This is a genomic window from Mycobacterium sp. C31M, from assembly GCF_053345865.1.
This window is the reverse complement of the sequence record NZ_JBKFAX010000014.1, coordinates 71,523-94,293: the sequence shown is the minus strand read 5'-3', so window position 1 is coordinate 94,293 and position 22,771 is coordinate 71,523. Positions and strand designations below refer to the sequence as shown.

The 22,771-nt window shown below is 67.6% G+C and carries 22 protein-coding genes; 14 read left to right on the top strand and 8 right to left on the bottom strand.

All coding sequences use genetic code 11. From position 1 onward, the window contains the following. Nucleotides 1-19 precede the first annotated feature (19 nt). The 3 genes from ACLBYA_RS21215 to ACLBYA_RS21205 are packed head-to-tail and all read left to right on the top strand — an operon-like array spanning nt 20 to nt 2,688. Nucleotides 20-496 carry a PH domain-containing protein gene (locus ACLBYA_RS21215; protein WP_447711415.1) on the top strand — a complete coding sequence of 159 codons (477 nt, stop codon included), beginning with the start codon at nt 20-22 and terminating at the stop codon, nt 494-496. 50 nt (nt 497-546) lie between these two features. Next, on the top strand, nt 547-1,863 hold the full coding sequence (locus ACLBYA_RS21210; protein WP_447711414.1) for a PH domain-containing protein: 1,317 nt from the start codon (nt 547-549) through the stop codon (nt 1,861-1,863). Between the two features lie 9 nt (nt 1,864-1,872). Continuing rightward, the gene (locus tag ACLBYA_RS21205) at nt 1,873-2,688 is read left to right on the top strand and encodes an HAD-IIA family hydrolase (protein WP_447711413.1); all 816 of its coding nucleotides are present in this window, start codon (nt 1,873-1,875) and stop codon (nt 2,686-2,688) included. On the opposite strand, the gene ACLBYA_RS21200 is transcribed toward ACLBYA_RS21205, so the two are convergent. Further along, the gene (locus ACLBYA_RS21200) at nt 2,685-4,397 is read right to left on the bottom strand and encodes a DEAD/DEAH box helicase (protein ID WP_447711412.1); all 1,713 of its coding nucleotides are present in this window, start codon (nt 4,395-4,397) and stop codon (nt 2,685-2,687) included. The genes ACLBYA_RS21205 and ACLBYA_RS21200 overlap by 4 nt on opposite strands. A gap of 87 nt (nt 4,398-4,484) precedes the next feature. Then, entirely contained in the window at nt 4,485-5,378 is an 894-nt protein-coding gene (locus tag ACLBYA_RS21195; protein WP_447711411.1) for an SDR family NAD(P)-dependent oxidoreductase, read from the bottom strand. 72 nt (nt 5,379-5,450) lie between these two features. On the opposite strand from ACLBYA_RS21195, the gene ACLBYA_RS21190 reads away from it, so the two are divergent. The 5 genes from ACLBYA_RS21190 (at nt 5,451) to groL (ending at nt 10,358) form a co-directional block, all read left to right on the top strand. Continuing rightward, on the top strand, nt 5,451-5,996 hold the full coding sequence (locus tag ACLBYA_RS21190; protein ID WP_447711410.1) for a TetR/AcrR family transcriptional regulator: 546 nt from the start codon (nt 5,451-5,453) through the stop codon (nt 5,994-5,996). 55 nt (nt 5,997-6,051) lie between these two features. Beyond that, nucleotides 6,052-6,864, top strand: coding sequence for an ABC transporter permease (locus ACLBYA_RS21185; protein ID WP_447711409.1), 813 nt, complete (start codon nt 6,052-6,054; stop codon nt 6,862-6,864). Next, on the top strand, nt 6,861-7,577 hold the full coding sequence (locus tag ACLBYA_RS21180; protein ID WP_447711408.1) for an ABC transporter ATP-binding protein: 717 nt from the start codon (nt 6,861-6,863) through the stop codon (nt 7,575-7,577). The genes ACLBYA_RS21185 and ACLBYA_RS21180 overlap by 4 nt, the downstream gene beginning before the upstream one ends. An 11-nt stretch (nt 7,578-7,588) precedes the next feature. Beyond that, nucleotides 7,589-8,563 carry an ABC transporter substrate-binding protein gene (locus ACLBYA_RS21175; RefSeq protein WP_447711407.1) on the top strand — a complete coding sequence of 325 codons (975 nt, stop codon included), beginning with the start codon at nt 7,589-7,591 and terminating at the stop codon, nt 8,561-8,563. A gap of 169 nt (nt 8,564-8,732) precedes the next feature. Next, nucleotides 8,733-10,358, top strand: coding sequence for a chaperonin GroEL (gene groL / locus ACLBYA_RS21170; RefSeq protein WP_447711406.1), 1,626 nt, complete (start codon nt 8,733-8,735; stop codon nt 10,356-10,358). Between the two features lie 110 nt (nt 10,359-10,468). On the opposite strand, the gene ACLBYA_RS21165 is transcribed toward groL, so the two are convergent. The 3 genes from ACLBYA_RS21165 to ACLBYA_RS21155 form a co-directional block, all read right to left on the bottom strand. Continuing rightward, entirely contained in the window at nt 10,469-11,260 is a 792-nt protein-coding gene (locus ACLBYA_RS21165; protein ID WP_447711405.1) for an endonuclease domain-containing protein, read from the bottom strand. A 61-nt stretch (nt 11,261-11,321) separates the two neighbouring features. Further along, the gene (locus ACLBYA_RS21160; protein WP_447711404.1) at nt 11,322-11,669 is read right to left on the bottom strand and encodes a pyridoxamine 5'-phosphate oxidase family protein; all 348 of its coding nucleotides are present in this window, start codon (nt 11,667-11,669) and stop codon (nt 11,322-11,324) included. 4 nt (nt 11,670-11,673) lie between these two features. Next, nucleotides 11,674-13,395, bottom strand: coding sequence for an N-acyl-D-amino-acid deacylase family protein (locus ACLBYA_RS21155; protein ID WP_447711403.1), 1,722 nt, complete (start codon nt 13,393-13,395; stop codon nt 11,674-11,676). Nucleotides 13,396-13,417: 22 nt separating this feature from the next. Between ACLBYA_RS21155 and ACLBYA_RS21150 the strand changes: the two genes are divergently transcribed. The 6 genes from ACLBYA_RS21150 (at nt 13,418) to ACLBYA_RS21125 (ending at nt 19,120) form a co-directional block, all read left to right on the top strand. Continuing rightward, nucleotides 13,418-13,798: a VOC family protein gene (locus ACLBYA_RS21150; RefSeq protein ID WP_447711402.1), complete on the top strand. Its 381-nt coding sequence runs from the start codon at nt 13,418-13,420 to the stop codon at nt 13,796-13,798. 135 nt (nt 13,799-13,933) lie between these two features. Further along, nucleotides 13,934-15,226, top strand: a complete 1,293-nt coding sequence (locus ACLBYA_RS21145) for a hypothetical protein (RefSeq protein ID WP_447711401.1) — start codon at nt 13,934-13,936, stop codon at nt 15,224-15,226. Nucleotides 15,227-15,273: 47 nt separating this feature from the next. Beyond that, nucleotides 15,274-15,786 (top strand): mycothiol transferase, encoded by a 513-nt coding sequence (locus tag ACLBYA_RS21140; RefSeq protein ID WP_447711400.1) that lies wholly within the window; start codon nt 15,274-15,276, stop codon nt 15,784-15,786. 53 nt (nt 15,787-15,839) lie between these two features. Further along, the gene (locus tag ACLBYA_RS21135; protein ID WP_447711399.1) at nt 15,840-17,351 is read left to right on the top strand and encodes an aldehyde dehydrogenase family protein; all 1,512 of its coding nucleotides are present in this window, start codon (nt 15,840-15,842) and stop codon (nt 17,349-17,351) included. 60 nt (nt 17,352-17,411) lie between these two features. Next, nucleotides 17,412-18,269, top strand: a complete 858-nt coding sequence (ppk2, locus tag ACLBYA_RS21130) for a polyphosphate kinase 2 (protein ID WP_447711398.1) — start codon at nt 17,412-17,414, stop codon at nt 18,267-18,269. A 17-nt stretch (nt 18,270-18,286) separates the two neighbouring features. Continuing rightward, nucleotides 18,287-19,120, top strand: a complete 834-nt coding sequence (locus tag ACLBYA_RS21125; protein WP_447711397.1) for a hypothetical protein — start codon at nt 18,287-18,289, stop codon at nt 19,118-19,120. Here ACLBYA_RS21125 and ACLBYA_RS21120 read toward each other — a convergent pair. Genes ACLBYA_RS21120 through ACLBYA_RS21110 form a run of 3 tightly spaced genes read right to left on the bottom strand, consistent with a single transcriptional unit; the run spans nt 19,085 to nt 22,766 of the window. After that, nucleotides 19,085-20,515, bottom strand: a complete 1,431-nt coding sequence (locus ACLBYA_RS21120) for a WS/DGAT/MGAT family O-acyltransferase (RefSeq protein ID WP_447711396.1) — start codon at nt 20,513-20,515, stop codon at nt 19,085-19,087. The genes ACLBYA_RS21125 and ACLBYA_RS21120 overlap by 36 nt on opposite strands. Nucleotides 20,516-20,542: 27 nt before the next feature. Further along, a complete protein-coding gene (locus ACLBYA_RS21115) occupies nt 20,543-20,773 on the bottom strand; it encodes a hypothetical protein (RefSeq protein ID WP_447711395.1) in 231 nt (76 codons plus the stop codon). Nucleotides 20,774-20,783: 10 nt separating this feature from the next. Beyond that, nucleotides 20,784-22,766 (bottom strand): prolyl oligopeptidase family serine peptidase, encoded by a 1,983-nt coding sequence (locus ACLBYA_RS21110; protein WP_447711394.1) that lies wholly within the window; start codon nt 22,764-22,766, stop codon nt 20,784-20,786. Nucleotides 22,767-22,771 lie beyond the last annotated feature (5 nt).

Here is a 22,771-nt window from a genome sequence, read left to right as displayed (position 1 = left end):
ACATACTGGTCGTGTGCCGATGGCTGACCCCGTGCATCCGCCCAGCCGCAGTGCACCGTTGGCCTGGGCGCTGGCCGCGTCGATTCCGTGGTTGTTCCTGGTGGTGGCGCAGGTCATCTGGTTCGTGGCCGATTCTCGGATGCTGCTGATACACCTGGCGGCGGCCGCGGTGACGGCGGTCGGGGTGCTGCTGTCGGTCGTCGTCGTGCCGATCTGGCGATACCGGGTGCACCGCTGGGAGATCGGCGCGCGGGCGGTGTACACCCGCACCGGATGGTTGGTGCAGCAGCGCCGGATCGCGCCGATATCGCGGGTGCAGACCGTCGACACCGACCGCGGACCGGTGGACCGGTTGTTCGGCCTGGCCAATGTGACCGTGACGACGGCGTCCTCGGCCGGGGCGGTGCGCATCGTGGCGCTCGATATGGCGGTGGCCGATCAGGTGGTGGCCCAGCTGACCGATATCGCCGCCCTGGGCGGGCACGACGCCACATGAACCAGGCCGATTCGCAAGATCTTTCACCGTGGCGGCGGCTTTCACCGCGCATGCTGCTGGTCCATCCGGTGCACGAGGTGCTCAACCAACTGCCGCTGCTGATCGGCGCGATCGTGCTGGGGTCCACCACGCAGAACCCGTTGTGGTCGCTGCTGGGTGTGGGTCTGATCGTGGCGCTCGGGGTGGCCCGCTGGTTCACCACGAGTTACCGGTTCGACGCGCAGGAGGTGGTGCTGCGCAGTGGTGTGCTGCGGCGCACGGTGCTGTCGGTGCCGCGCAGTCGTATCCGCTCGGTGCACACCGAGGCCCGGTTGCTGCACCGGCTGCTGGGGTTGACCGTGCTGCGTGTCAGCACCGGTCAGGAAGCCAAGGGCGACAACGAGTTCCGCCTGGACGCGGTGCGCTCGGAGCAGGTGGCGCAGCTGCGGGCGACGTTGTTGGGGGAGACGGCGGCGCCGCAGCCCGCCGACGAGCTGGCCCGCTGGCGGCCGTCCTGGCTGCGCTACAGCCCGTTGAGTCTGTCCGGGCTGCTGGCCGTCGGTGCTGGGGTCGGGATGGCCCATCAGGCGGGCTACGGCGATCTGGTGTCCGACTGGGTGGTGGTCGCACTGGCCGCGTCGGTGCCGTTGATGGTCGGGCGTTCGCTGCTGACCTACGGAAACCTGGTGTTGACCCGGGGTGCGGACACCGTGGGTCTGGTGCACGGCCTGGTCCGGGTCCGCGAATACACCTATGACCTGCGCCGGCTGCGCGGCGGCACGCTGAGCGAACCGCTACTGGTGCGGCTGTTGGGTGGGGCGCGCCTGGACGCGGTGATGACCGGGGTGTCCGGCACCGGGGAGTCCGCGCTGCTGTTGCCGTCATGCCCGGCAGACACGGCCCGCGGGGTACTGACCGAGCTGGTGGGGCGGGCCGATGTGGTCGACGGCGCGCTGGTGTCGCACGGCCCGTCCGCGGCGCGGCGCCGACGCGTGCGGGCCGCGGTGGTGCCGATCCTGGTGGGTGCGGTGCTGGCGGTCACGGGTGCACCGGGCTGGGCGTGGGCGCTGTGGGCGCTGCTGGTCGGCTTCAGCATCTTCCTGTCGATCGACCGGGTGCGCGCCCTGGGGCATCGGGTCGACGCGCAGTGGCTGGTGACCCGCGCCGGCAGCATCGACCGCCGTCGTGACTGTGTGCAGACCGACGGCATCATCGGATGGACGGTGCGCCAGACCTGGTTCCAGCGCCGCGCCGGTGTCGCGACGCTGGTGGCGGCGACGGCGGCCGGCACCAAACGTTATGTGCTGATCGATGTACCGGCCGAGACGGCCTGGAGTGTGGCGGCGACGGCATCCCCGTGGGTGGCCGACAGTCAGTGGTACCTCTAGTCTCGCTGCATGGCTACCGGCGGAGTGCTCTTCGACATCGATGGTGTGCTGGTCACCTCGTGGAAACCGATCCCGGGTGCGCGTGAGACGCTACAGGCCTTGGCGGCCAACCAGATCGCGCGTTCCTACCTGACCAACACCACCACCCGCACCCGCGTCCAGATCGCCGATCTGCTCACCGAGGCCGGGATGGACGTCACACCCGACGAGGTGATCACCGCGGCGGTGCTGACCGCCGATTTCGTCCGTGACCGGTATCCCGACGCCCGCTGCTTCCTGGTCAACAGCGGTGATATCAGCAGCGATATGCCCGGTATCGATCTGGTCGCCTCGGTGGACACCCACGGCGGCCCGATGCCCGACACACCGGATGTGGTGCTGCTCGGCGGTGCCGGTCGCGAGTATGACCATGTGACGCTGTCCTGGGTGTACGACTGGATGGCACAAGGGGTTCCGGTGGTCGCCATGCACCGCAGCATGTCCTGGACCACCACCGAGGGACTGCGCATCGACACCGGCATGTACCTGCACGGTATGGAGGAGTCCTGCGGTCGCAAGGCCACTGCGGTCGGTAAACCGGCACCGGAGGGTTTCCTGGCCTCGGCCGCGCGCCTGGGTGTGGAACCCGACGAGATGTACATCGTCGGTGACGATCTCAACAATGACGTGCTGGCCGGGCAGGTGGTCGGCATGACCGGCGTGCTGGTGCGCACCGGCAAGTTCCGGCAGCACACGTTGGATCGTTGGGCCGCAGACGAATTCGCGATGCAGCCCAGCCATGTCATCGACTCGGTGGCCGATCTACCGGAGCTGCTGGGCCTTTAGCGCTGCGTCGAGCCCAGGCCCCGCACCGCGTCGATTCGGGCCTTGATCTGATCGCCGCTGGCTGCCGCCAGCGGCGGGCCACCGCACAGCTGGCGCAGCTCGTTGTGGATCTGCCCGTGCGTCTTTCCGGTGCGGTGATGCGCGATCGCCACCAGTGCGTTCAGCTCGCGGCGCAGCTCCTGCAACTGACCGTGGGTGGTGCGTGGTGCGGGCGGCCCACCGGCGGCGGCCGCGGCGGTGCGCTTCTGCAACTGCTCGTCCTGGCGGCGGCTCAGCAGGTCACGCATCTGGGTGGCGTCGAGCAGGCCGGGGATACCCAGGTAGTCGGCCTCCTCATCGCTGCCCGCGGCGGCGGCGGTGCCGAATGACGACCCGTCGAAGATGACCTGGTCCAGTTCGGCATCGGCACCCAGGGACTCGTAACCGCGGTCGGCGTCGGTGTTCTCGTCCTTGGTCTTGTTGGCGTCGGCGATCAGCTCGTCGTCGAGGCCGTCGGATTCGCGGTGCGGTTTGCCCAGCACGTGGTTGCGCTGTTCCTCCAACTCGCTGGCCAGCTGCAGCAGGTTGGGTACCGAGGGCAGGAAGACGCTGGCCGTTTCGCCCTTGCGGCGGCTGCGCACGAACCGGCCGATCGCCTGGGCGAAGAACAGCGGGGTCGAGGCGCTGGTGGCGTACACCCCGACGGACAGTCGGGGCACGTCGACACCTTCGGACACCATGCGCACCGCGACCATCCAGGCCGTCGTACCGTCGGAGAACTGCGAGATGCGACTCGATGCCGTCGGGTCGTCGGAGAGCACCACGGTCGGTGCTTCCCCGGTCAGGGTGGTCAACAGCTTGGCGTAAGCCCGGGCCGTCGTCTGGTCGGTGGCGATGATCATGCCGCCGGCGTCGGGGACGTGGGCACGCTTCTGCATCAGCCGTTTGTGCGCGGCGGCGATCACGGCGGGCATCCACTGGCCCTCCGGGTTCAGTGCGGTGCGCCAGGCCCGGGCGGTCTGCTCGGCGCTCAGCGGCTCACCGAGCCGGGCGGCGTGTTCCTCACCGGCGCTGTCGCGCCAGCGGGCCTCACCGGAGTAGGCCATGAACACCACCGGACGCACCACCCCGTCGGCCAGTGCGTCGGAGTAGCCGTACACGTGGTCGGCCTTGGAACGCTGGTAGCCTGCGCCGTCGGTCTCATAGGTGACGAACGGGATGGGGCTGTCATCGCTGCGGAACGGGGTCCCGGTCAGCGCGAGCCGGCGCGCGGCATCGTCATAGGCCTCCCGGATGGCGTCACCCCAGGATTTGGCGTCCCCGCCGTGGTGGATCTCGTCGAAGATGACCAGCGTCTTGTGGTTCTCGGTGCGCACCCGGTGCCGGGTCGGGTGGCTGGCGACCTGGGCGTAGGTGACGACGATGCCGTGATAGTCGCTGGAGGTGTGCGCGGCCGAGTTGCTGAACTTGGGGTCCAGCGCCATCCCGAACCGAGAGGCGGCCTGGGCCCACTGGGTCTTGAGGTGCTCGGTGGGCACCACCACGGTCACCTGCGCCACCGTGCCGTCGGCCAGCAACTCCGCCGCGATGCGCAGCGCGAAGGTCGTCTTACCGGCGCCGGGGGTGGCGACCGCCAGGAAATCCTTCGGTTTGGCGGCCAGGTACTTGACCAGCGCTCGCCGCTGCCAGCCCCGCAACGCCTGGGTGCTGGGCGCTTCAACTGCCCGCACCCGAGACTCCTTCCTAGAACGGAAAGCAGCCTACTGAAACAACTTCCGTCGGCGCATCTCGCACCCGGCGTGTCCGCCGGCCGCGTGTCAGACCGGGAACGTCACACCGGTGAGCTCCTCGGACACAGCCCACAGTCGGCGCTGGATGTCCTGGTCGTAGGACTGGTCGCTGGAGGCGACGACGACCGGTGCGCCCCGCCACTGGGCGATGCTGGACGGCCCGTAGTACTGCCCGCCCAGCACAGCGGGATCGGTGGCCGCCCGCAGCGTGGGCAGCGCACCGTCGGCGGCGGGCTGGGCGGCGAACCGACCGATCACCGACCAGGCGGGCTGGGCGGCCGACGGTAGGTGGCGGGCCAGTTCGGTGCTCGAGGTGCCGGGGTGGGCGGCCACGGCGACGGTCTTACCGCGCGTGGCCAGCCGGCGTTGCAGTTCATAGGTGAACAACAGGTTGGCCAGCTTGGACTGCGCGTACGCGCCGAGCCGGCTGTAGGAGCGCTCCCACTGCAGATCGTCGAAGTGGATGGCGCCGCCCATCTTGTGCCCGTTGCTGCTGACGGTGACGATCCGCGACCCGGGCACGTCGAGCAGCTTGTCCAGCAGCAGGCCGGTGAGCGCGAAATGACCGAGGTGGTTGGTGCCGAACTGCAGCTCGAATCCGTCGGCGGTGGTGCTGCGCGGCGGCGTCATGACACCGGCGTTGTTGATCAGCAGGTCGATGCGGTCGAGGCCGCGCAGGGTTTCGGCGGCGGATCGGACCGAGTCCAGCGCGCCGAGGTCCAGCTCGGTCACCGAGACATCGCCGCCGATCTGCGCGGCGGCCCGCTTGCCCTTGTCGGCGTCGCGGACAGCGAGCACCACGGTGGCGCCCCCGCCGGCCAGCGCCTTGGCGGTCTCGAATCCGAGGCCGGTGTTCGCGCCGGTCACGACGGCGGTGCGACCGGTCTGGTCGGGGATGTGCGCGGTGGTCCAGTTGGTCATGTCAGCTCCTCTAAACTGTTTCGACCGACGATACGGAACGCTCGCCCCGTTTAGTCGGCGAGGAGGTGCGCTGTGAGTGAAACGGAACGGCCGTTGCGGGCCGACGCGGCGCGTAACCGCGCCCGCATCTTGGAGGTCGCCTACCAGACCTTCGCGGCCGAGGGGCTCGCGGTCCCCATCGACGAGATCGCCCGCCGCGCCGGTGTCGGCGCCGGCACCGTCTACCGCCACTTCCCGGCCAAGGAGGACCTCTACCGGGCCGTCATCGCCGAACGGATTCGCGGGATCGTCGACCACGGGCGTGAGCTGGTGGCGGCCGCGGATCCGAGCACCGCACTGTTCGACTTCCTGCGGTCGATGGTGCAGTGGGGCACCGCCGATCGCGGTGTGGTGGACGCGCTCGCCGGGGAGGGTATCGAGATCGACGCCGCCGACTTCCTCGGGATGTTCGGCCAGCTGTTGGTGGCGGCCCAGCGGGTGGGTGCGGTACGCACCGATGTGACCGTCGCCGAGGTCAAGGCGCTGCTGGTCGGCTGCCAGGCTATCCAGGCCTACAACCCGTCGGTGTCCGACCACGTCATCGAGGTGGCACTCGACGGGTTACGGCCGCATTTCTAGTCACGACGAGCAGAACCCTGGAGGCGGTGCGACGCCGACGGCATCATCGGCGGCGATGGTCACCCAGGTCGCGGCGCTTCCGCATGCCCGGAAACCGGTGCCGTGGTTCCGGCGGCCTGGCTTCCTGCGGTCGATAGCACCCATCGTGCTGCTGGTCGGCTGGCAGTTCGCCAGTCAGACGGGTCTGCTGTCGGCGCGCATCCTGCCCGCCCCGTCGGTGGTGTTCGAGGCCGGGCTCTCGGTGTTTCAGTCCGGCCAACTCGGCGACGCCCTGCTGGTGTCGGGGCAGCGCGCGCTGATCGGCTTCGTATTGGGCGCCGTCGTCGGAATCGGTTTCGGGGTGGTGGCCGGGCTGAGCAAGGTCGGCGAATACACCGTCGATCCGCCGCTGCAGATGCTGCGCACCATCCCGCTGTTCGGGCTCATCCCGTTGTTCATCATCTGGTTCGGCATCGGCGAGGAACCGAAGGTCTACCTGATCGCGCTCGGGGTGGCGTTCCCGCTGTACCTCAACACCTTTGCCGCCATCCGCCACCTGGACCCCAAGCTCATCGAGCTCGGTGACGTGCTGCGGCTGACCCGCGGTGAGCGGATGCGCTACCTGATCATCCCGGGCGCGTTGCCCCAGATCCTGGTCGGCATGCGGCAGAGCCTGGGCATCGCGTGGCTGTCGCTGATCGTGGCCGAACAGATCAACGCCAGCGCCGGGCTGGGCTACATCGTCAACAACGCGCGGGAATTCCTGCGCACCGACATCGTCATCTTCGGCCTGCTCGTCTACGGGGTGTTGGGGCTGGTGACCGATTCGATCGTGCGGTGGTTCGAGAAATGGGCGCTGCGCTGGCAGCCGGGGGTGTCTGTGCGATGAGTGCCGTGGTACGGGGTCTGACCAAGAGCTTCGACGGGCATGTGGTGCTCGATGGGATCGACCTGAGCGTCGGCCGCGGCGAGATCGTCGCGCTGGTCGGCCGCAGCGGGTCCGGCAAGTCGACTCTGCTGCGGGTGTTGGCCGGGCTGTCGGACGAGCACACCGGCGAGGTCAGTGTCGAGGGCACCCCGACAGTGGTGTTCCAGGAGCCGCGGCTGGTGCCGTGGCTGACCGTCACCCGCAATGTGGCCCTTGGCGATCCGCAGCGCCGCCGCCGGCGCGCCGCCGAGGAGAAGGCGCGGCGCGTGCTGGGGGAGGTTGGCCTGTCGCACCGGGTCGAGGCCTGGCCGTTGACGCTGTCCGGGGGTGAGGCCCAGCGCGCGGCCCTGGCACGGGCGCTGGTCGCCGAGCCGACCCTGCTGCTGCTCGACGAGCCGTTCGGCGCGCTGGACGCGCTGACCCGGCTGGCCATGCACGACCTGCTGCTGCGGCTGTTCGCCGAGCACGGTTTCGGGGTGCTGCTGGTGACCCACGATGTCGCCGAGGCGGTGACATTGGCCGACCGGGTCTTGGTGCTCGACGAGGGCCGGATCGCGGCGTCGGTGGACATCGACCTGCCGCGGCCACGCAGCCACGCCTCCCCGGACGCCGCCGTCTACTCCGGCCGGCTGCTCGAACTGCTCGGCATCGACGACCTGCAACGACAAACCTGAGGAACGAAGAAGTGAAGATTGCATCTCTACTCGTCGCGGCGGCACTGCTGCTGACGGCCTGCGGTGGTGGCTCGGAGACCGCCGCGCCCGAGGGTCCGGTGGACCTGTCGACGGTGACGTTGAAGGTCGGCGATCAGCGGGCCATTTCGATCGAGGTGCTGATGCAGGCCTCCGGTCAGCTCGCCGACGCACCGTACAAGGTCGAGTTCTCCACCTTCACCGCAGGCCCGCCGCTGGTCGAGGCAGCCAGCGCGGGCGGTATCCACCTGGCCCAGGTCGGCAACACCCCGGCCGTGTTCGGGGCCGCGGCCGGCGCGAACATCAAGGTGGTTGGCGCGCTGGAGGCCACCGGCAAGGGTGACGCGATCCTGGTCGGCAAGGATTCCCCGGTCACCGGGGTGGCGGATCTGAAGGGCCGCAAGGTCGCTGTCACCAAGGGCAGTTCGGCCAACGCCAATCTGCTGCTGCACCTGAAGAAGGCCGGGCTGGGGCTCTCCGATATCGAGCCTGTGTACGTCTCGCCGGCCGACGGTTACGCGGCGCTGACCCGCGGCGAGGTTGATGCGTGGGCGGTGTGGGATCCCTACACCGCGATCGCCGAGCAGGAGGTCGGCGCGCGGATCATCGCCGCGGCTGACACCGCGGGCAACGGCTACAACTTCTGGGTCGCCTCCGGTGCGGGGTTGGAGGATCCGGCCGTGTCCGAGGCGATCGCGGACTTCCTGGACCGCTACGCCGTCGCGACGAAATGGTCGGCGGACAATCTGGACACCTGGTCGGCCAAGTATGCGGAGCTGACCGAGATCAGCCCGGAGGCCTCCCGGACCACCTGGACGCGGTCGCTGAAGAACCCGGTTCCGCTGAGCGAGGACATCATTGCCTCCGAGCAGGAGATCGCCGATGCGTTCACCGAGGCCAAGGAGTTCCCGGGCAGCGTCGAGTTCGCCGATTTCGTCGACGATCGCTTCCAGGGCGAGGGCAGCTAGTCGACCTTGCACTCGCCCATGGCGAGTGCTAAAAATGAATCTGGCACTCTCGATCTGTGAGTGCCAGGTCGGGACGGTGAGACCAGGCCGCACAGCCACCGGTCGTCCGTCGCGGGCACTGAACCCGACCAATAGACGTGCAATTCCCAACCGGAGGAATCACCTCGCAATGGCTAAGACAATTGCGTATGACGAAGAGGCCCGTCGCGGCCTCGAGCGTGGCTTGAACAGCCTCGCCGACGCCGTAAAGGTGACGCTCGGCCCCAAGGGTCGCAACGTCGTCCTGGAGAAGAAGTGGGGCGCCCCCACGATCACCAACGATGGTGTGTCCATCGCCAAGGAGATCGAGCTGGAGGACCCGTACGAGAAGATCGGCGCCGAGCTGGTCAAAGAGGTCGCCAAGAAGACCGATGACGTCGCGGGCGACGGCACCACCACCGCCACCGTGCTGGCCCAGGCCCTGGTTCGCGAAGGTCTGCGCAACGTCGCTGCCGGCGCCAACCCGCTCGGCCTGAAGCGCGGCATCGAGAAGGCCGTCGAGGCCGTGACCCAGCGTCTGCTGGCCACCGCCAAGGAGGTCGAGACCAAGGAGCAGATCGCTGCGACCGCCGGTATCTCCGCGGGCGACCAGTCGATCGGCGACCTGATCGCCGAGGCGCTGGACAAGGTGGGCAACGAGGGTGTCATCACCGTCGAGGAGTCCAACACCTTCGGCCTGCAGCTGGAGCTCACCGAGGGCATGCGCTTCGACAAGGGCTACATCTCGGGTTACTTCGTGACCGACGCCGAGCGCCAGGAAGCCGTCCTGGAGGATCCCTACATCCTGCTGGTCAGCTCCAAGGTCTCGACCGTCAAGGACCTGCTGCCGCTGCTGGAGAAGGTCATCCAGTCCGGCAAGCCGCTGCTGATCATCGCCGAGGACGTCGAGGGCGAAGCCCTGTCGACCCTGGTGGTCAACAAGATCCGTGGCACCTTCAAGTCGGTGGCCGTCAAGGCCCCGGGCTTCGGTGACCGCCGCAAGGCCATCCTGCAGGACATCGCCATCCTCACCGGTGGCCAGGTCATCAGCGAAGAGGTCGGCCTCTCGCTGGAGACCGCTGACCTCGCCCTGCTGGGCCAGGCCCGCAAGATCGTCGTCACCAAGGACGAGACCACCGTCGTCGAGGGCGCTGGTGACAGCGATGCCATCGCCGGTCGCGTGGCCCAGATCCGTGCCGAGATCGAGAACAGCGACTCCGATTACGACCGCGAGAAGCTGCAGGAGCGCCTGGCCAAGCTGGCCGGTGGCGTTGCCGTCATCAAGGCCGGCGCTGCCACCGAGGTGGAGCTCAAGGAGCGCAAGCACCGCATCGAGGATGCCGTTCGCAACGCGAAGGCCGCCGTCGAAGAGGGCATCGTCGCCGGTGGTGGCGTGGCCCTGCTGCAGTCGGCTCCGGCTCTGGACGAGCTGAAGCTCACCGGTGACGAGGCGACCGGTGCCAACATCGTGCGTGTCGCGCTGTCGGCTCCGCTGAAGCAGATCGCCTTCAACGGTGGTCTGGAGCCTGGTGTCGTCGCCGAGAAGGTGTCGAACCTGGAAGACGGTCACGGCCTGAACGCCGCGACCAACGTGTACGAGGACCTGCTGGCCGCCGGCGTTGCCGACCCCGTCAAGGTCACCCGCTCGGCGCTGCAGAACGCGGCGTCCATCGCGGCGCTGTTCCTCACCACCGAGGCCGTCGTCGCCGACAAGCCGGAGAAGGCCGCCGCACCTGCGGGCGACCCGACCGGTGGCATGGGCGGTATGGACTTCTAAGTCCTGGTTTCAGGAAGGCCCGGTCCCGCTTGCGGGGCCGGGCCTTTCCCAATGTTCGCCTGACAGCGTTGCCGTGCCATAGTTTCCGCGGCGACGCTGTCAGCGGAACATTACGATCGGCCCCGGTGCTTGCGTCGGCGGACGACGGTGAGAATGTCCACGACGACCGTGTCCCAGTGGTACACAACATCCTCATAGGTCAGCCGAATCACCAGATACCCCAATCCGATCGCAACCCGGTCCCGCGTCCGGTCGGACTGATACTTCGGTAGGTGGTGCTCCTTGCTGTCGGCTTCGATGATCAACCGATCACCGACCAGGAAGTCGACCCGGCCCACTCCCGGGATGTCCACCTGGGATCGGAGCTCGATACCCAAGGCCCGCAACCGCAATCGAATGATGGTCTCGGTACCGGATTCACTCTTCGGGTCGCAACGTGCGGCGAGATCCAGGTGGGCCAGCGGAGAGGCCGCCACGATCGATCTGGCATCGGCCGGTTGGATCATCTGCTTGTTCAGCATCGAATCCAAGACGACCACGAGACCTTCGGCGCCCAGGCAGTTCGCCGCAGACGCCACCGCGATATCCACCGGATCGACGGCTCCGACGACGGGTGGATCCAGGCGGTACGGGTGGCAGGACCGTACACCCGGTCGGCGGGCGCGTTTCGAATAGCGCACGTGCAGAACAGAATCGAGAACCCACACCTGATGGCGACGCAGTACGGAGGCGCACGCCAGGACACCGCCGGCCGACACCGCGCGGAACACCTGTGGATCAGCGGACTGGTTGGCGTACCAGCCGTGCCGGACTCGGCTGAAACCTCGAGGTGCGGCGCCGGCGGCACGCAGTTGTGCAGACGACACCACTCCGCCGTTTGCCGCGAGGATGTGGTCCAGCACCGTTCAATTGCAGCCCATCACGGGTATCGGCAACAGGCCCGATCGTGGATCTGTGGATAACTCAGCTCTTGAGCGAGACGCAGTCGTGCACACCGTCGGGGCTGCGGTGCAGCACCGCCCGGCTCGGGGTCAGGCGTACACCGTCGTCGGCCACCTCGGCGGTGCCGTCGACGATCAGCGAGTATCCGGTCGGTTCGCGGGGCGGCCACAGCACGGTCACGGCGTCATGGGCTCCGGCGTTGCGGCGGGTGGTGTTGCCGAGGGGCGCGATGGTGAAGACGCCGTCGGTGAACTCCGGGACGACGGCCACCGTGTGGGCGCGGTGATCGTCCCCGACGGTGATCAGATAGCCGAACGGGAAATCGGCCAGGGTGTCGGCGAGCTTGTCCAGATCAACTTTGACGCTCATGGGTTCATTGTGGCGCGGGTTGGCGTCCCCGGACCAGGCGCCCGGGCCGCGCGTCGGTCGGCACCCCGTTCTCCGCGATGACCTCGCCGGACACGATGGTTGCGACATAACCGTCGGCGGCCTGGTCGAGTCGTCGCCCGCCGGCCGGCAGGTCGGCCCGCACGGTCGGGCGGTGTAGCCGTACGGCGTCGGTGTCCAGGATGTTGAGGTCGGCCTTGTACCCGACCGCGAGCCGGCCGCGATCGGCCATCCCGGCGATCCGGGCCGGCACCGAGGTGAGCTCCTTGATCACCCGCGGCAGCGGCAGCCGTCCGGAACGCCGATCTCGAACCCAGTGCGTCAGCATGTAGGTGGGAAAGCTTGCATCGCAGATCATCCCGTAGTGCGCGCCGCCGTCGCCCAGGCCCAGCACGACATCATCGCGCGCGATCAAGTCCGCCACCGTATCCAGTGAGTGGTCGCGGAAGTTGGCCAGCGTGACCAGCAGCATCGCGTGACCGTCGTCGTCGAGGAGCCGGTCATAGGCCTCCTCGAGTGGGCTCACGTCACGCTCCCGCGCCCGGGCGCCGATCGAATCCTCACGTGCCGGTTCGTAGTTCGGTGGGTCACCGAGCGGATACATGTAGTCCCAGGCCTGGGCGGCGAACATCAGCGGATGGCCGTCACCGGCCGGCAGGTCGGTCAGGATACGTTTGCGCACTTCCGGTTTGCGCATCTCGGCGACACGCTCGGCGAGCGGCAGGTCGGCGATCTCCCGGTACGCCGGATACATGACGAACGGGTTGCCCGACAGTTCCAGGCCGAGCACCAGCCCGATCGGGCGCGGGAAGATCTGGCCGGTGACATCCCCGCCATCGGCGTTGGCCTTCTCGACCATCCGCAGCGCATCGAGGTGCAGTGGCGGTCCGGCATTGCCGATCGCGAGCGTGAACGTGACCGGCAATCCGACCTCGGCGGCGACGTCGAACACTGCTGCCAGCGCGCCCTCGTAGTCGCCGGCCATCAGATCCGGAACGAACTGCAGCAGCCCGCCACCGGCATCGTCGACGCCGCGGGCGATGGCCTCGATCTCGTCGTACTGCGCGTCATAGCTCGGAATCGGTTGTCCGCCCGATGTTTTGTGCAGGGTCAGCCGGGAGGAGGCGAACCCGACGGCGCCCGCGCGGATGGCCTCCTCGGCGAGCTTGCGCATCATCGCCAGATCGTCTGGGGTCGGCGGCTCGCGATCCACCCCGCGCTGACCCATCACATAGACCCGCAGTGGCGAGTGCGGCAGGAAGGCCGCCACATCGATATCGCGGCGCCGCGACTCCAGGGCGTCGAGGAACTCCGGGAACGTTTCCCAGGTCCAGGGCAGGCCGTCGACCATGACCACGCCGGGGATGTCCTCCACGCCGGCCATCACGTCCACCAGGGTGTCGTGGTCCTCCGGGCGGCACGGTGCGAAGCCCACACCGCAGTTGCCCATCACCGCGGTGGTGACACCGTGCGCCGAGGACGGTGTCATCCGGTCACTCCAGATCGCCTGCCCGTCATAGTGGGTGTGTAGGTCGACGAACCCCGGAGTGACCAGCAGGCCGGCGGCGTCGATCTCGCGGGCGCCCGTGCCGGCGACGGTGCCGATCTCGGCGATCACCGCGTCGCGGATCGCGATATCGCCGACAAAGGGTTCGCCGCCGAGCCCGTCGACGACGGTCCCGCCGCGGATGACGAGGTCGTATGTCATACCCCGAATGTACGGTGACGGTGTGCTGGATCACTTCGGAATCAACTGTGCTGATTGGGAGCGGTCGAAGGCCTTCTACGACGAGGTCCTCGGCGTGCTGGGTTACACCCGGCAGATGGATTACCAGGTCGCCATCGGCTACGGCGTCGAGGGCAAACCGGACTTCTGGATCGCCGATATGAGTGCCGGCGAGGCCACGGGGCCGAACCGCGAAACGCATTTCGCGTTCCACGCCGCGGACACCGCGGCGGTGCAGGCGTTCTACGACGCCGCGCTGGAACTCGGTGCCGAGTCGCTGCACGCACCGCGGTTGTGGCCGGAGTATCACCCCGGCTACTTCGGGGCATTTGTCCGCGACCCGGACGGCAACAACGTCGAGGCGGTGTTCCACGGGGCGGCGTGACTGCGGAGCAAAGTCTTTCCGCTAAAAATTGTTGCGAACGTAAATTTCTCTCTAGGCTGACGGCACCGCAACTGTGCGGGTCCGACGCTGGGGAGAACAATGTCGAGTATCGCGGTGCGCCCGCACACCAAATTCATGTCCGCAGTGCTGGCGGCCGGACTGGTCACGGCGGCCGCACCGGCCTGGGTACCGCCGGTTCAGCAAGCCGCGCCGGTGGTGAGCAGTGCCGCGGTGCTACCGGCGTCGGCGATCACCGATCTGCTGGAGAACGTGGGCGTCGGGGTGCAGAATCTGACGCGCGCGATCAGCAACCCGCTCATCGCCGCAACGTCATTGCGCTTCGATGCGGCGTATGCGGTGCTGGCGTCCCTGCGCGATCCCGAACTGATCGGCAGTGTGGCCAGCTATCTGTCCCAGTCGTACCTGAACCCCGTTTTCACCTACGGCGGATATGCCGCGCGGGAACGCGTCTACCTGGACCACCTGGCCTCATTGGCGCCAAGTCCGGTGAACGGGTGGCTGCGCGACGGGATCGACGGCGTCTCGGCGGGTATCGGCTCGGCCTTCGATCGGCTGTGGGATCCGGCCGCCGGGGGAGAGGCGATGGCCCGCATCGCCGAGACGGAACTGGGGCGCAGCCTCTGGGCGATCCGGTCGGTGATGGTCGCGCCGGTGATGATCATCGCCCAAGCCGTCACCTACCTGGGTTACCTCCCGGCCCAGCTGGTGGAGACGCTGGAGGCGGCCGTCCGGACGCCCGCCGACATCCCCGGTCTGATCAGCAACTTGGCGCTGGGGTTGATCGATCCGGCCCACGGCCTGCTCGGTGTGGTGCTGGCAGATCTGGTGCGTCCCCTGACGCTGTTGCCCGCGCCGGTCGGGAACCATCGCGACGGCGACCCGGGCTGGGCGGCATCGGTTTATGTGGCGGTCGTTGATGCCGTGTCCGATTTCCTGCACAACGTTTTGCCGACGCCGATAACGCCGAACGTACCTGCGGCGAGGACAGCGACAGTGGACGTGAGCGTTCCCGCGACCGAGGTGGTTTCGACCGTACCTGCCGCCGTCGCCACGACGGTGACGCTGGACGTGCCGGCCGCGGATCCGGGTCCGGTGGTCGATGATGTTGTGCCGCTGGTGATGTCGGAGGATTCGGAGGAAAAGGAGGCTGCCGAGGAGGACGAGGCGGAGGTTGCGGAGCCGGCGGCCGAGGATGAGTCGACCGAGGACGCCGACGCCGGCTCCGACGACGACGCTGACAAGAGCGACTCCGAAGACTCCGACAGCGACAAGGCCGACGACGACAAGGCCGACGACGACAAGGCCGACGACGACAAGGACAAGACAGACAAGGCAGACAAGGCGGAAAAGACAGACAAGGCGGAAAAGACAGACAGCGCCAAGGGCGACAGCTCCGCCGCGGCATAACTGGCATAACTGGCGTAGGTGTCGGGCCCCGCGGGTACCTTCCGGGCATGGCTGATGCTGCGCGGGAACTGCTGCGGGATTCGTTCACCCGGCTCATCGAGCACGTCGGGGAGGTGACCGACGGGCTGTCCGAGGACCTCGGGGCGTGGCAGCCGGTCGCGGGTGCCAACAGCATCGCGTGGCTGGTCTGGCACAGCGCCCGCGGCCAGGATCTACAGCTGTGCGATATCGCGGGTACCGAACAGGTGTGGACCCGGGACGGCTGGGAAGAGCGATTCGGGCTCGACCTGCCGGGCAACGATATGGGCTACGGGCACACACCTGAGGAGGTTGCCAAGGTGCGCGCCCCGGCCGACCTGCTGGCGGGGTACTACAAGGCGGTGCACAAGGTCTCCTTGGAGTACATCGCGTCCGTCGACGACGCCGAACTGCAGCGCATCGTGGACGACAGCTGGGATCCGCCGGTGACCGCGAGTGCGCGGCTGGTCAGCATCATCGACGACTGCGCGCAGCACCTCGGCCAGGCGAAGTACATCAGGGGAACGCTGCTGCAGAGTTGACAGGTGTCAACCCCAGTGAGAAATGCGTCACAGGTCGGGTTTAGCATGGGTCTATGACTGCCACTGCAGACCGTTCCGACGTGTCGACCATCCTGAATCCGGCAACCGGCGCCGTCGCCGGTGAGGTGCGGTGGACCAGCGCCGCCGACGTCCCCCAGATCGCCGCCGGCCTGCGCGAAGCGCAGAAGGAGTGGGAGGCGCGCGGCGCCAAGGGCCGTGCCAAGGTGCTCGCCCGCTACGCCGTGTGGCTCGGCGACCACCGCGACGAGATCGAGAAGCTGCTGATCGCCGAGACCGGCAAATCGGCGACCGATGCGGCCCAAGAGGTGCCGCTGCTGATCATGATCCTGTCGTACTACATCAAGACCGTCGAGAAGGCCATGGCGCCGGACAGTCGGCCGGCCCCGCTGCCGTTCCTGTCCATCAAGAAGATCGCCGTGCACTACCGGCCGCGCGCGGTCGTCGGCATCATCGCGCCGTGGAACTACCCGGTCGCCAACGCCATGATGGACGCCATCGGCGCGCTGTCTGCCGGTGCCGCGGTGCTGCTCAAACCGTCCGAGCGCACCCCGCTGACCGCCGAGGTGCTGCTGCGCGGCTGGCTCGACTCCGGTGCCCCCGAGGTGCTGGCCCTGGCCCAGGGCGCCCGCGAGGTGTCCGAGGCCGTCATCGACAATTCCGACTACATCCAGTTCACCGGCTCCAGCGCCACCGGCGTCAAGGTGATGGAACGCGCCGCGCGCCGGCTCACCCCGGTCAGCCTGGAACTCGGCGGCAAGGACCCGATGATCGTGTGCGAGGACGCCGATATCCCGCTGGCCGCCAATGCCGCGGTGTGGGGTGCGATGTTCAACGCCGGCCAGACCTGCGTCTCGGTCGAGCGGGTCTACGTCCTGGAACCGGTTTACGACCAGTTCGTCAATGCCGTGGTGGCCGCCGTCGAGAATCTCAAGGTCGGCGCCGGCGAGGGCTACGACTTCGGCGCCCTGATCGACGAATCCCAGGTGGCGGTGACGGCCAAGCATGTCGATGACGCGCTGGCCAAGGGTGCCAAGGCACTCACCGGCGGTAAGCGGCCCGAGGGTGCGGGCAGCTTCTACCCGCCGACCGTGCTCGTCGACGTCGACCACTCGATGGCGTGTATGACCGAGGAGACCTTCGGCCCGACCCTGCCCATCATGAGGGTGTCCTCGGTCGGCGAGGCCGTCCGGCTCGCCAACGACAGCCCGTACGGGCTGAGCGCGGCGGTGTTCTCCAAGGACGTCGAACGCGCCAAGGACATCGCGCTGCAACTGGACTGCGGTGCAGTCAACGTCAACGACGTGATCTCCAACCTGATGTGCACCACCGCCCCGATGGGTGGGTGGAAGACCTCGGGCATCGGGGCGCGCTTCGGCGGTGTCGACGGTGTGCGCAAGTTCTGCAGGCAGGAGACGGTGGTGGTGCCTCGCCTGTCTGTCGGGGCCGGCGGCAACTACTACAACAACTCGCTCAAGGCGCTGGCCCGGATGAACAAGGCCATGACGAAGATGGCCCTGGCCAGGCCCAAGCGCGAAGCCAAGTAGCACCCCTGCTGTTCACCCGGGCGTCACCGTCTCGTACGTCCGGGTGGATAGCTTCTGCCGGTGACTTTGGATGTTTCCGGCTACGCCGTGCGTGACGATGACGACGACGATCCCGAACTGTTGCTGATGCCCGGTGGCGAGGTCGTCGATACCTGGCGCGAGGGTTATCCGTACGACGAGCGCATGAAGCGCACCGAATACGAGGAGCAGAAACGGCTGCTGCAGATCGAACTGCTCAAGCTGCAGAAGTGGAGCCAGGCCAACGGGCTGCGGCACGTCATCGTGTTCGAGGGCCGCGACGCCGCGGGCAAGGGCGGAACCATCAAGCGGTTCATGGAGCACCTCAACCCACGCGGGGCCCGGGTGGTGGCGCTGGAGAAGCCCACCGAGAAGGAACGTACCCAGTGGTACTTCCAGCGCTACGTCCAGCACCTGCCCGCCTCCGGTGAGATCGTGCTGTTCGACCGGTCCTGGTACAACCGCGCCGGGGTGGAGCGGGTGATGGGCTACTGCAGCCCCAAGCAGCACGCCGAGTTCATCCGGCAGGCCCCGCTGTTCGAGCAGATGCTGGTCAATGACGGCATCAGCCTGACCAAGCTGTGGTTCTCGGTGACCCAGAACGAGCAGCGCACCCGGTTCACCATCCGGCAGGTCGACCCGGTCCGGCAGTGGAAGCTCTCACCCACCGACCTGGCGTCGCTGGACAAGTGGGACGACTACACCGCCGCCAAAGAGGACATGTTCGGCTGGACCGATACCGAGATCGCGCCGTGGACCGTCGTGAAAAGCAACGACAAGAAACGCGCCCGGATCAACGCGATGCGCCACGTCCTGAGTAAGTTCAACTACGACAACAAGGACCACGAGGTGATCGGCCAGCCCGATCCGTTGATCGTGGGTCGCGCGCTATCGGACTGACACGAAAGAGGGGCGGCATGCGTTCTCTGCTCGCCGCCCTGCTCTGGCTGGTGACCACCGCGCTGTTGGCCGTCACGGTTCCCGCCCTGTGGGCCCAGCAGAACGTCGTCAGCGTCGACGGCTACGCCGAGTTGGCCACCTCGGCGGGCCGCGACCGCGCGCTGCAGCAGCCGATGGCAGCCGAGTTGACCGACCAGATCACCGCCGCCACCGGCACCTCCGGGAACCAGGCCACCCTGATCGGGGCCGCCGCCGACGCCTATACCTCCAACGAGGTGTTCCCCGGCCAGTTCGCGGCGGCCAACCGGGTGGTGCACCGGTGGTTGTTCACCAACGACGCGCAGGGCCAGTGGGTGGTGGACCTGTCGCCGATGCTGGCCGACAGCTCGATCCGGGAGACACTGAACGGTTTCGGTGTCGAGGTACCCACCAGCCTGCAGGTGCCGATCACCGCGAACGAATCGGGCGGGCTGCGGCCGGGGCAGCTGCGTCCGGTGGCGGTGTGGGGTCCGTGGGCCAGCATCGGGGTAGCGGTGCTGGCAGGGGTCTTCGCCTTGCTCACCCTGGCGGCATCACGCAAGCGCGGCAAGATGCTTGGCGCGCTGGGCGTTTCGGGTCTGCTGGTCGGTGCCGCCGGCTGGGCGGGCATCGAGATCGGCAGGCGCTACGTCGGGGACGCGTTGAACCGGACCAGCGGCAACATCCGCACGATCGCCGACGTGATGGTCGAGCACGCGATCGACAGTATGCACATGTGGCTGAACCTCACCCTGATCATCAGCGGTGGTGTGGTGATCATCGGGGTGATCGTGGCGCTACTCAGCGGGCTGGGCGGATCCAAGCAGGCTTGACGTTGGGGCTTCGGCGAGGCCGGCGGCCACCTCCAGATCCGCCAGAGCGGGCTCGATGAGATCGGCCATCTTGTGGATGTCGGCTGCCACTTCCGGTGTGGTGATGAAACCGAAATCGACTGAATCGCAATAACTGAAGCATGTGACGTTGAGTGCCACGTCGAACAGCAGCGGACCCAGTGGCATCAGGCTCTCGACCCGTGCGCCGGCCATGTACAGCGGGAAGCTCGGGCCGGGCACATTGCTGATCACGACGTTCATCGGCGCGATCGAGCTGCCGATCCCGCTGGCGGCGTACGCGCGGGACGCCAATGCGAGCAGCCCGGGCGGCGTGGTCTCGGTGTAGCCCATGATCTGGTTCGCGGTCAGCGCTTTCGCCATCTCCTTGGCGCCCTGGGTGTAGCCGTAGATGGCTTTGATGCGTTGTGCCGGGTCTTCGATATCACTGGCCAGTACGACCGTCATGGTCGACACCTGATTGCCGACCGCGTTGTCGGCATCGGCGCGGGTGGACACCGGTACCTGGGAGACCAGCGACTTCTGCGGCAGTTCGTTGCGCTCGGCGAGGTACTCGCGCATGGCGCCCGAGACCAGGGCGAGAACAACGTCGTTGAGCTTGACACCGAACGCCTCTTTGACCGCCTTCACCCGGTCCAGTGGCACCCGTGCCCCGGCGACCCTGCGGTGCTGCGAGATCGGTGCGTTGAAACGCACCGTCGGAGAATCGAAATAGCGTGGCGGCTTGTTGTCGATGTTGCGCACGGCGATCTGCTGGCGCACGGTCTGCTCGATCAGCCGGGCAACCCGGTAGGGCGTCTTGACGCCCAGATTGATCAATGCGTTGATCATCCGCACCTCGGGTCGCGGCAGCCCGATACCGACCAGTGACCGGTCGACGTAGGCGGCAGGCGGCCGTGGTTCGGGGGTGACGTCGAAGAGGATCTCGGTGAGCCCGGCACCGGAGACGCCGTCGACGACGGCATGGTGCATCTTGGTGATGATGGCGACCCGGCCGTTCTTGAGGCCTTCGATCCACCAGAGTTCCCACAGGGGTTTGGATCGATCGAGCTTGTAGGACATCAACCGGCCGGCGAGTTCGTCGAACTCCTTACGGCCGCCGGGCGCCGGTACCGCGATGCGGCGGATATGGAAGTCGATATCCAGATCCTCGTCCTCGACGAACCACGGCCGGTCCAGCCCCAGCGGGGCACCGGTCACCCGCCAACGTAACTGAGGCAGCTCGGGCAGCCGGCGGGCGACCAGGTCGCGGACACGGTCGAAGCTGAATTCCGGTGCATCGGTGGGGTCGCACACCGCGCATGCCCCTATGTGCATGTGCCATCCGCCGGTCTCGGCGAACCAGAATGCTGCATCGACGCTCGACAATCGGCTCACGGAGGGAGCGTACGCGCAGGTGACGGATCAACTGTGCGAATCGCCGCAACGCTCGATCCGGGCCATCCGGGCGGTGATGCCCAGCGCGATCAGCACATCGGCGGCCGTGATGAACAGGCCGGCCCAGTACATCCACTTGATGGTCGCGTCGGGCTGCGTCGCGAAGTAGACGAACAGGAAGATCGGCCCGACGATGCCGCACACCAGGGTCATCCCCTGGATGAGGAGATAGCGCTTGAACACCGTGAACCCGGACATCGGCGTCAACCTAACCGTCGAGTGTGCGCCACAGATACCGGTAGATCAGCGCCGACCGGAACGCGGCCTGCGAATTGTCCGCGGCCCCGCCGTGCCCGCCCTCGATGTTCTCGTAGTAGCTCACCGGATGCCCAGCCTGTTCCAGGGCGGCGGTCATCTTGCGGGCGTGGCCGGGATGCACCCGGTCATCGCGGGTGGAGGTGGTGATGAGGATCGGCGGGTACTTCTTGTCGGCCGAGATATTCTGGTAGGGCGAGTATTTCGAGATGAACTCCCAATCGGCGGGTTCGTCGGGGTCGCCGTACTCCGCCACCCAGGACGCCCCGGCCAGCAGCAGGTGGAACCGCTTCATGTCCAGCAGTGGCACACTGCACACCAGCGCGCCGAAGCGGTCCGGGTAGCGGGTCAGCATGATGCCCATCAGCAGTCCGCCGTTGCTGCCGCCCTGCGCCCCCAGTTTGTCCACGGTCGTCACGCCGCGGGTCACCAGATCGCTTGCCACGGCGGCAAAATCCTCGTCGACAAGGTGACGGCCCTCGCGCATGGCCTGGGTATGCCAACCGGGACCGTATTCGCCGCCGCCGCGGATATTGGCCAACACATAGGTGCCGCCGCTGGCCAGCCACAACCGGCCCAGCACCCCGTCGTAGCCGGGGGTGCGCGACACCTCGAAACCGCCGTATCCGCCGAGCAGTGTCGGGCCACTCGCCCCGGGGCGGCCGACCACGAAGTAGGGGATCGCGGTGCCGTCGGCCGAGGTCGCGAAGTGCTGGGTCACCTCGATGCCGTCGGCGCCGAAGAAGCCCGGTGCCGCCTTGATCGGGTGCAGCGGACCGTCGGCCGTGCCGTGTAGCAGCGTCGAGGGTGTGGTGAAACCGCTTGAATCCAGGAAGATTTCGTCACCGTGCGAATCGGTGCCAGCGATCACGGTGTTGGTGTTGGCGGGCACCCCCGCCACCTCGGTCGCCGTCCATGCCCCTGGGGTCAGGATCTGTACCCGGCTGGCGACGTCGGCCAGTGTCACCACCACCAGCTTGTCCCTGGTCCACGAATACTGGTGCAGGCTGGTGCGCGCATCCGGTTCGAACACCACGGACAGATTCTTTGTGCCGGAGAGAAATTCGGTGTAGTTCGCGGCCAGTAACGACCCGGCCGCGAACTCGTCCCAGTCGGTGCGCAGTTCGATCAGCAGCCAGTCGCGGTGCACCGAGACGCTCGCGTCGGTGGGTGCGTCGATGCGGAGCAGGTCGGTGCCGCGCAGCTCGTAGATCTCGTCGTTGAAGAAGTCGACGGCCCGGCTGACCATGGTGCGCTCGAAACCGGGGGTGCGGTCCACCGACGCCGCGACCAGGACATCGGCCCGCTCGCCCTCGTAGACCAGCGCGGCCTCGGCCAGCGGGGTGCCGCGCTGCCAGCGCTTGACCAGGCGCGCATAGCCGGAGTCGGTCATCGACCCTTCGCCGAAATCGGTGCCGACGAGCAGGGTGTTCTCGTCCTCCCAGCTGACCTGGGTCTTGGCCTCCGGCAGCTCGAAGCCGCCGGTGACGAATTCGCGTGTACGCATGTCGAATTCGCGCACCACCACGGCATCCGCCCCGCCCCGGGACAGGCTGATCAGCGCCAGCGAATGATCGGGCTCGATGACATCGGCACCCGCCCACACCCAGTTGGTGTCATCGGCGGCGGCGAGGGCGTCGACATCGATGACGACATCCCAGTCCGGCCGGTCGGTCCGGTAACTGTCCAGGGTGGTGCGCCGCCACAGGCCGCGCGGGTTCGTCTCGTCGCGCCAGAAGTTGTAGAGGTACTCGCCGCGGCGGCGCACATACGGGATGCGGGCATCGGTGTCGAGCACGGCCAGCGCCTCGGCCCGCATGGTCTCGAACTCGTCATCGCTCAGTTCGGCCAGCGTGGGGTCGTTGTGCTTGCGCACCCAGTCCAGGGCGTCGTCGCCGGTGACGTCTTCGAGCCACAGGTACGGGTCAGAAGTCATGAAAA